Consider the following 9,375-nt stretch of genomic DNA (forward strand, 5'->3'; position numbering starts at 1 on the left):
GAAGAGAAGGCGGAAAACAAACGCCAGTTGCAGATAGCAATGGGACTGAAGGTCAATGACAAGGTTCCGCTGTTTGCCGTCGTCAGTCGCCTGACCAGCCAGAAGGGGCTGGACCTGGTGCTGGAGGCGTTGCCGGGCCTGCTGGAGCAGGGCGGACAACTGGCACTGCTGGGGGCGGGCGATCCGGTGTTGCAGGAAGGTTTCCTTGCCGCCGCTGCCGAATATCCCGGTCAGGTCGGTGTGCAGATTGGCTATCACGAAGCGTTTTCGCACCGCATCATGGGCGGCGCGGACGTCATTCTGGTACCGAGCCGCTTTGAACCGTGCGGCTTAACGCAACTCTACGGGCTGAAGTACGGTACGTTGCCGCTGGTACGGCGTACCGGTGGACTGGCAGATACGGTGTCCGACAGCTCGCTGGAAAACCTTGCCGATGGCATCGCCAGCGGGTTTGTGTTTGAGGACAGCAACGCCTGGTCCCTGCTACGGGCTATCCGGCGCGCTTTCGTGCTGTGGTCTCGACCTTCGCTCTGGCGGTTTGTGCAACGGCAAGCGATGGCGATGGATTTTAGCTGGCAAGTCGCGGCGAAGTCATACCGCGAGCTTTACTATCGCTTGAAATAGATATTCAGGAATCATCATTATGAATGCTCCATTTACCTATGCATCGCCGACGCTGAGCGTAGAAGCGCTTAAGCATTCTATCGCTTACAAGCTGATGTTCACGATTGGTAAAGACCCGGTTATTGCCAATAAGCATGAATGGCTGAACGCGACGCTGTTTGCGGTGCGCGATCGTCTTGTGGAGCGCTGGCTGCGTTCTAACCGAGCCCAACTGTCCCAGGAAACCCGCCAGGTTTATTACCTGTCGATGGAATTTCTGATTGGACGTACCCTTTCCAATGCGCTGTTATCGTTGGGGATTTATGACGATGTCCAGGGCGCGCTGGAAGCGATGGGATTAGATCTTGAAGAACTCATCGATGAAGAAAACGACCCGGGTCTCGGTAACGGCGGTCTCGGGCGGCTGGCTGCCTGTTTCCTGGATTCGCTGGCAACCTTAGGGCTGCCGGGGCGTGGCTATGGTATCCGCTACGACTACGGGATGTTCAAGCAGAACATCGTCGATGGGCGACAGAAAGAGTCTCCTGATTACTGGCTGGAATATGGTAACCCGTGGGAATTCAAACGCCATAACACGCGGTACAAAGTTCGCTTTGGCGGACGTATTCAGCAGGAAGGCAAGAAAACACGCTGGCTTGAAACCGAAGAGATCCTCGCGGTCGCCTACGACCAGATTATCCCCGGTTATGACACTGACGCCACCAACACGCTGCGTCTGTGGAATGCGCAGGCCAGTAGCGAAATTAACCTCGGTAAATTCAACCAGGGCGATTACTTCGCCGCCGTGGAAGATAAAAACCACTCCGAGAACGTGTCGCGCGTGCTGTATCCGGATGACTCCACCTATTCCGGACGCGAACTGCGTCTGCGTCAGGAGTATTTCCTGGTCTCGGCAACGGTGCAGGATATCCTGAGCCGTCACTATCAGTTGCACAAAACCTACGACAACCTCGCGGATAAGATTGCCATTCACCTGAATGACACGCACCCGGTGCTGTCGATCCCGGAACTCATGCGTCTGCTGATTGATGAACATCAGTTCACCTGGGACGACGCGGTTGAAGTGTGCTGTCAGGTTTTTTCCTACACCAACCACACGCTGATGAGCGAAGCACTGGAAACCTGGCCGGTGGATATGCTGGGCAAAATCCTGCCGCGCCATCTGCAGATCATCTTTGAAATTAACGACTACTTCCTGAAAACGTTGCAGGAGCAGTATCCGAACGATACCGGTCTGCTGGGACGCGCGTCGATCATTGACGAGTCCAACGGTCGCCGCGTACGTATGGCGTGGCTGGCGGTGGTGGTGAGTCATAAGGTGAATGGCGTTTCCGAGTTGCACTCTAACCTGATGGTGCAGTCGCTGTTCGCGGATTTTGCGACCATTTTCCCGACCCGTTTCTGCAACGTGACGAATGGTGTGACGCCGCGCCGCTGGTTGGCGTTGGCAAACCCGTCGCTTTCCGGCGTTCTGGACGAGAACATTGGCCGCACATGGCGTACCGATCTGAGCCAACTGCATGAACTTGAACAGCACTGTGATTTCCCGCTGGTCAATCATGCGGTGCGTCAGGCGAAGCTGGAAAACAAAAAGCGGCTGGCAAACTACATTGCGCAGCAACTCAACGTGGTAGTGAATCCAAAATCGCTGTTTGATGTCCAGATTAAGCGTATTCATGAATATAAGCGTCAGCTAATGAATGTGCTGCACGTGATAACGCGCTACAACCGCATTAAGGCCGATCCTGATGCACAGTGGGTGCCGCGAGTGAATATTTTTGCCGGTAAGGCCGCATCGGCCTATTACATGGCGAAGCACATCATTCACCTGATTAATGACGTCGCGAAAGTCATCAATAACGATCCGCAGATTGGCGATAAGTTGAAAGTGGTGTTTATCCCCAACTACAGCGTGAGCCTGGCGCAGTTGATCATTCCGGCAGCCGATTTGTCTGAGCAGATTTCGCTGGCGGGGACAGAGGCCTCCGGCACCAGCAACATGAAGTTTGCACTCAACGGCGCGTTGACTATCGGTACGCTGGACGGGGCGAACGTGGAGATGCTGGAACACGTTGGCGAAGAGAACATCTTTATCTTTGGTAACACGGCGGAAGAGGTCGAAGAACTGCGCAGGCAGGGCTATAAACCGCGTGAATATTACGATAAAGATGAGGAACTGCATCAGGTACTGACGCAAATCGGCAGCGGCATGTTCAGTCCGGAAGAGCCTGGGCGTTATCGTGATCTGGTGGATTCGCTGATCAACTTCGGCGATCACTATCAGGTACTGGCGGACTACCGCAGCTATGTCGATTGTCAGGACAAGGTGGACGACCTGTACGGACGTCCGGAAGAGTGGACCGCCAAAGCGATGCTCAATATCGCCAACATGGGCTACTTCTCCTCTGACAGGACCATCCAGGAGTATGCTGACCACATCTGGCATATTGATCCGGTACGGTTGTAAGTCGTCATGTTAAAAAAGGAGCCTTCGGGCTCCTTTTTTGTGCGCGGTGATTGCGCATTGATATGGAATAATAACCGTCTGCTGGTGTATAGTGTCCGAGGAATTAATTATAATTAATTGATAAGTATATGAAAAAAATCACAACATCGATTCCTGCCCTCGACAAAATTATGCGCGTCTTCGCTTATCTGATGGAATGCGATGGCGCGACGTTCACGCAAATTCATCAAAATTCAGGAATCGCAAAAAGCAGTACCTCCTCTTTACTGACGGGCATGGTTGCGCATGGCTTATTGCGTCAGGAAAAAGACAAATATTATCTTGGTTTACGGCTCTACGAATTAGGCAATAAAGCCGCTGAACAGTACGATATTAAAAAAATAGCGCTGCCCATACTGGAAGAAATTCGTAATGCGACGGGTTTAACCTGTCATCTTGGCGTACTTGAAGGCGACTCTCCTATTTATCTTCTCAAACTGGAAAGCCCACAGGCAATTGTGATCCGTAGTTGGGAGGGCAAGCGCCTTTCGCTGCACAGTTCTGGTCTGGGGAAAGTGCTGATTGCCTGGCTTAATTCGGAAGAGCTGGATGAGTTGCTGCCGCCCGATCAGGTTCTGACGCGCTATACCGAAACGACGATTACCGATGTGGATATCCTCAAGCAGGAATTAGCCGGGATCCGTCAGCGCGGTTGGGGCTATGATAACGAAGAAGATTCTTTAGGCGTCCGTTGTATCGCGGTGCCCATATTTAATGCCGAAGGGAAGGTAGTGGCGGCCTTGAGTGTGTCAGGCGTCGCGTTCCAGATCCCGGATGACAAACGAGAAACGCTTGCCATGCAGATGATGGATGCCAGTCGTCGCCTGTCGTCGATGTTGCGCTAGTCTTTTCGCTGCTAAATGAAAAGGCGGGCGCTAAGCCCGCTGATGAGAGTTACAACCCGGCGCGCTGTAGAACCTTTTTCAGGCTGGTGATATGTGCCTCACTTGCCGGTTGCACTGGCGGCATGACTTCAACCGAGATATCAATGCCACTGAGTTGGATGGCTTTTTTGATAATCCCGAAGAAAGGCGTATCCAGACTGTAAATAGTTGATAACGCAGACAGTCGACGTTGCAGGCGAAACAAGGTCTCATATTCTTTTTCGCGCCAGGCACGATAAATTCCACAGGTTAACTGCGGAGCAAAGTTAGCAGTTGCAGGGATCCCGCCATTTCCTCCCAGGATCAACGTGTCCATCATATATTCATCGTAACCAGAGAAAATAACAAAATCAGGGCGAATCGGTCGTACGGTATTGATGATTTCGCGAATATGGCTAATGTTATCCACGGTATCTTTTATGCCAATGATATTGGGAATGTCATGTGCCAGCCGGGTAATTAAATCAATGCTGAGATCCTGGCCGGTAAGCGCCGGAAAGTTATAGAGAATAACCGGCGTGTTGATACTTTCGGCGACAGTTTTGAAATGGTGATAAATATACTCATCGGTCAGTCGTGCATAATAAGGATTGAGGACCAGTACGGCATCGACTTCCAGACTGTCAGCATGCCGACCGTAATCAATGACGTCTTGCGTGCTGGTACTGCTGATCCCTAACAACACCGGAATTCGATGATTGATATGTTGAACGCAAAACTCAGCGGCTTCCAGACGCTGCTCTTTTGTCATATGGCAGAACTCACCGCCGCTGCCAAGTAATAATACGCCGTTAACCTCGTTCGCAATAAGATGGTCAAGTAAGGTCGCCATCCCTTTCTTATCTAATTTCCCCTGGGCATTAACAATGGTCGGAACAGGCGGAAAGACACCGTTGAATTTTTCAGTTTGCATAATGATTTTATCCTTAAAAGCAGGTGGGCTGGCGATAATGCCGCCCACCAGGGACGTTATTTAATCCAGGCTCCCGCCATTAATGAGGTTGCGTTGGTCGTAAATTGCTTAAAGACGCCGCGTCGATTTGAATAATCCGGTTTTGTCCAGTTTGTCCGACGGCGTTCAAGACAGTGCTGAATTTCTTCTTCTGTTTTGTACTCACCGTGAATACCCACAATGTTGAGCTTGCGCCCCTTGACGTCCATTTCGATGAGGTCGCCGTCTTCGACAAGCGCAATGGGACCGCCATCGGCGGCTTCCGGTGAAACATGGCCGACGCAAGGGCCGCTGGTTGCGCCGGAGAAACGACCATCGGTAATCAGGGCGACTTTGCCATCAAGACGTTTGTCGTAAACAATCGCGTCTGTGGTCATGAGCATCTCCGGTGCTCCCGAACCTTTAGCCCCTTCATAACGGATAAAAATGACATCACCCGGTTCGATGTGGTTATGAATAATGGCTTGTTGGGCATCCTCTTCCGAATTGAAAACGCGCGCAGGGCCGGTATGGTGGTGCATCTCTGGCGCGCAGGCGGCATATTTAATGACTGCGCCTTCTGGTGCGATATTACCTTTTAACACGGCAATCGACCCTTTCTTGGTGGCGTTTTCCGGCTTACGAATCACCTCTTCCGGGCTGACCCGATAATTACTCAAATAACCGTGGTTGCGGGTAAAGAAACCGGACTGATGGAGCATTTCCAGGTTTTCCCCCAGCGTCCGGCCAGTCACTGTCAGGACATCCAGATCCAGATAGTCGCGAAGATACCATTGCACCATCGGCACGCCGCCCGCGAACCACATCATTTCAGTCACATACTGACCGCTGGGTTGAATGTTGGTGAGGTAAGGGATCTCATTGTTTATCTGGTCAAACAACTCAGGTTTCAGTTCCCAACCCAGTTCATGAGCGATCGCCGGGAGATGGATCATGGCGTTGGTGCTGCCACCGATGGCGGCATGGACCTTAATGGCGTTTTCAAAGGCGGCAGGCGTGAGAATTTTATGCGTCGTGATATTTTTCTCTGCCAGGTATAACGCCTGATGACCGGCGTTTCGCGCGATGCGGCGAATTTCCGCCAGTGTCGAGGGCAGCAATGCGCTTCCCGGTAAGGCAAGACCGAGCGCTTCAGACATGCACTGCATCGTGCTGGCGGTGCCCATAAACTGGCACGCGCCTGCTGTCGGGCAACCGCACTGCTGCATGGCTTCCACCTGCTGGATGCCTATCTCGCCTTTCTTGAGTTTGGCGGTAATACCACCGAGATCGGACGTGCTCATATTCGGTGCCGGACGCATTGAGCCGCCGGGGATATGCAGCATCGGTAGATTCAGGCGCGCAGCGGCGATCAGATGCGCCGGGATCGATTTATCACAACTGGAGATCAAGATACCGGCATCGTATGGCACGACGGAAGCATGAATTTCGACCATGTTCGCGATAGCCTCACGGGAGGCTAAGATATAGTTCATCCCGTCATGACCCTGACCCCAGCCATCACAAATATCGGTCACGTGGTGACGAACGGCACGACCGCCGCTTTCGTGAATGCCTAAGACGGCTTCATCGCCCAGATGATTAAGATGAAAGCTACCGGGATGACTTTCGCCATAGCAGTCATCCACCAGAACCTGCAGTTTATTGACATCTTCTTTGGTGTAATTCATCCCCAGACGCAGGGCGTCCAGTTGTGACCACAGGTCACGGGCGTGTTGGCATTTCTGACTCATTTGGCGATTCCTTCTTGTTTGAGTGACGTCTCAGGCGCCGATGCATGATGAGGGTTGCTACTGCCTGCAGGACGGGCAGTAACCGAAGGTAAACTGAACAGCAGCGCGACGGCGATGAGGAGTGCGGCAACCAGCACCGTCATCCCCGCCGTTTGTGAGAATGTGACGGTTAACAGGCCCACCAGATAAGGACCAATAAAACCGCCAATGTTGCCTAATGCGTTGATGGTGCCGCGTACGCCGCCCAGCACGTTGGGAGCGAAGAGTAATGGCGGTAATGTCCAGAACGGTCCCGCATAGGCCTGCAGGAAGAAGCCGCAGATGACCATCATGCCGTACGCCAGCCAGATGTTATCTTTCAACAGCAGGGAGAGTGCGAGACAGGCGGCAAAGCCCAGCAACGGAATTGCCGTATAGAGGCGGCGATTCATGGTTTTGTCGCACCATTTGGCAATGTAGTACTGACCGACGATGCACAAAATGTACGGTGCCGCAGTCAGTAAGCCGACGATAGTCATTCCGCTGCCGGTCAGGTGTTTAATCAGGTTTGGCATCCAGAGGGCGAAGCCGTAGAAACCAACCTGCACGAAGAAATAGATACCGATCAGTTTCCATAAGTTAATGCTGCTCAGAACATTGCGAATGCTGCTTGTCTCATCTGCGATCGTCAGTGCGCGATCGGCCTGCAGTTTCTGTTCGATCCAGGCGCGCTCTTTAGGATCCAGCCATTTGGCCTGATGAGGATGGTCAGAAACCAAAGGCAGCCAGACGAACAGCAGGCCGAGAGAAAGTAAGCCTTCGATGATGAACATTTCTCGCCAGCCATAGGTTTCGATCAGCCAGCCGGAAAGCGGCCCGGTGATGATTGAGGCCACGGCAAGGTTCATCTGGAAATAGGCAATTGCTCTTGCGCGTTCTTCATTGGGGAACCAGTGACCGATCAGCGCCAGAATAGCGGGATAGACCGCACCCTCAGCGACGCCAAGGACAAAGCGGATAATCAGTAATTGGGTTGGAGTCTGGACGAAGCCTGTCAGTAGCGCGAACCCGCCCCATGCGACGATGGTCCAGGCAATTAATTTCTTGGCACTGTATCGTTCCGCAATTTGACCGCCGGGAATTTGCAAGAAGATATAACCAATAAAGAAAATACCGGCGACCAGACCGGCAAACGAGGCGGTCATCCCCAGGTCTTCGTCCATTCCTCCCGCAATCCCAATTGCGATGTTCGTCCTGTCCATGTAAGCCACGATATAAACGAGGATGGTAGCTGGAATGATGTGCAGCCAGCGCCCTCGCGTAGTCGGTTTATCGAGTTCAATGCTCATTAGCGCATCCCTTAATAGTAGAGGTAGTTTGTTCTTTATATAGAACTATTGTTCTGTATACAGATACTATGAGGGGATAAATTTTGAGCGTCAATTCCATATTCTCAGCAAGGTTATATTTTGTGATTTGCTTCATATCCTGCTGCAACACTCACCGGAAAGTGTTCTGGCACGAAAAAAAAGAGGGTTGAAAACAAAGGGGAATGGCTGACAGGCTGATTCTGGTTACCGATTTTCGCCGGATACAGAACGCACACGCGAACAGGCAACGTATTCCATACGGGGAATGGCGGTGTTTTTTGAGGATTTCAGGGTCGGGGAAGTAAGTGTTTCGTTACCGCAGTGCGCGTTGTGTTGTAGAGGGAAACATAAAAACGCCCGATAGCGTGTCGCTATCGGGCGTGAGGAGATTACGATGCCAGTGAAAGCTGATGTTTCGCGACGTACTCCGCCAGCCACTGGGTCATGCGGGACTGCTGTTCGGCGTTGAGCCACATCCCTTCTTTGGTACGACGCCACAGCGCATCGTCTGCACGGCGAACCCATTCGTGGTCTACCAGATATTTCAGCTCTGCTTCGTAGAACTCATGGCCGAAATCTTCGCCTAAATCCGCGACAGAGGTGGCTTCGCCGAGGATCCACTCTGTGTTGCTTCCGTAGGTGCGTGAGTAATGGCGCGCCAGCGATTCTGTCAGGAACGGATAACGACGGCGCAGTCTCGCCGCGTAGTCTTCGCGATCGCCACCGATTTCACCGCCTGGCAGCACGCAGTCTTTGGTCCATGCCGGGCCAATGCCCTGATAGTACGACGACAGTTTCTCCATCGCGTGCTCGGCGAGCTTACGGTAGGTGGTCAGTTTACCGCCGAAGACAGAAAGCAGCGGCGCTTTGCCATTTTCATCATGAATATCCAGCGTGTAATCGCGGGTGATGGCCTGTGGTGAATCCGACTCGTCGTCGCACAGCGGACGCACGCCGGAATAGGTCCAGACGATATCGTCACGACCAAGCTGTTTCTTAAAGTGCGCGTTATAGACTTTCAACAGGTAATTGATTTCGCTTTCGTCGATTTTTACCGCTTTTGGATCGCCTTTGTACTCGACGTCGGTGGTGCCGATGATGGAGAACTCATCCATCCACGGAATAACAAACACAATGCGTTTATCTTCGTTTTGCAGAATGTAGGCTTGTTTCTGGGTATGGACGCGCGGCACCACGATGTGGCTGCCTTTGATCAGGCGAATACCGTATGGCGAAGGCAGATGCATACCTTCGTCGAAAAATTCTTTCACCCACGGACCCGTGGCGTTGACCAGCCCACGCGCCTGCCAGGTGAATGTCAGATCGG

Annotated in this window: 7 protein-coding genes; 3 read left to right on the forward strand and 4 right to left on the reverse strand. The window is 52.4% G+C overall.

Annotated features, from left to right (window positions below):
• The 3 genes from AB7E14_RS15285 to AB7E14_RS15295 form a co-directional block, all read left to right on the forward strand.
• On the forward strand, window positions 1-624 hold a 624-nt coding region (locus AB7E14_RS15285; protein WP_428169648.1), incomplete at its 5' end, for a glycosyltransferase.
• 19 nt (window positions 625-643) lie between these two features.
• Window positions 644-3,091 carry a glycogen phosphorylase gene (gene glgP / locus AB7E14_RS15290; protein ID WP_428169649.1) on the forward strand — a complete coding sequence of 816 codons (2,448 nt, stop codon included), beginning with the start codon at window positions 644-646 and terminating at the stop codon, window positions 3,089-3,091.
• Window positions 3,092-3,219: 128 nt separating this feature from the next.
• Complete coding sequence (locus AB7E14_RS15295) at window positions 3,220-3,975, forward strand: IclR family transcriptional regulator (protein WP_044253542.1); 756 nt, start codon at window positions 3,220-3,222, stop codon at window positions 3,973-3,975.
• A 49-nt stretch (window positions 3,976-4,024) separates the two neighbouring features.
• Here the strand turns inward: AB7E14_RS15295 and AB7E14_RS15300 are convergent, their stop codons facing one another.
• The 4 genes from AB7E14_RS15300 to glpD all read right to left on the reverse strand — a co-directional run.
• Window positions 4,025-4,930: a dihydrodipicolinate synthase family protein gene (locus AB7E14_RS15300; protein WP_187251212.1), complete on the reverse strand. Its 906-nt coding sequence runs from the start codon at window positions 4,928-4,930 to the stop codon at window positions 4,025-4,027.
• Window positions 4,931-4,983: 53 nt separating this feature from the next.
• Window positions 4,984-6,699: a dihydroxy-acid dehydratase gene (ilvD, locus tag AB7E14_RS15305; RefSeq protein ID WP_044253539.1), complete on the reverse strand. Its 1,716-nt coding sequence runs from the start codon at window positions 6,697-6,699 to the stop codon at window positions 4,984-4,986.
• Window positions 6,696-8,027: an MFS transporter gene (locus AB7E14_RS15310; protein WP_058587463.1), complete on the reverse strand. Its 1,332-nt coding sequence runs from the start codon at window positions 8,025-8,027 to the stop codon at window positions 6,696-6,698. Before AB7E14_RS15310 ends, ilvD begins: the two co-directional genes overlap by 4 nt.
• A gap of 410 nt (window positions 8,028-8,437) precedes the next feature.
• Window positions 8,438-9,375, reverse strand: a 938-nt coding sequence (glpD, locus tag AB7E14_RS15315) for a glycerol-3-phosphate dehydrogenase (protein WP_428169650.1), incomplete at its 5' end; no start/stop codon positions are given.

This window comes from Citrobacter sp., assembly GCF_050252275.1.
GTDB lineage: Bacteria > Pseudomonadota > Gammaproteobacteria > Enterobacterales > Enterobacteriaceae > Citrobacter_A > Citrobacter_A amalonaticus.

Bases quoted from the DNA above. Each gene is read 5' to 3' on its own strand.
- glgP (WP_428169649.1), top strand. From the start codon at position 644: ATGAATGCTCCATTTACCTATGCATCGCCGACGCTGAGCGTAGAAGCG.
- AB7E14_RS15295 (WP_044253542.1), top strand. From the start codon at position 3,220: ATGAAAAAAATCACAACATCGATTCCTGCCCTCGACAAAATTATGCGC.
- ilvD (WP_044253539.1), bottom strand. From the start codon at position 6,699: ATGAGTCAGAAATGCCAACACGCCCGTGACCTGTGGTCACAACTGGAC.
- AB7E14_RS15310 (WP_058587463.1), bottom strand. From the start codon at position 8,027: ATGAGCATTGAACTCGATAAACCGACTACGCGAGGGCGCTGGCTGCAC.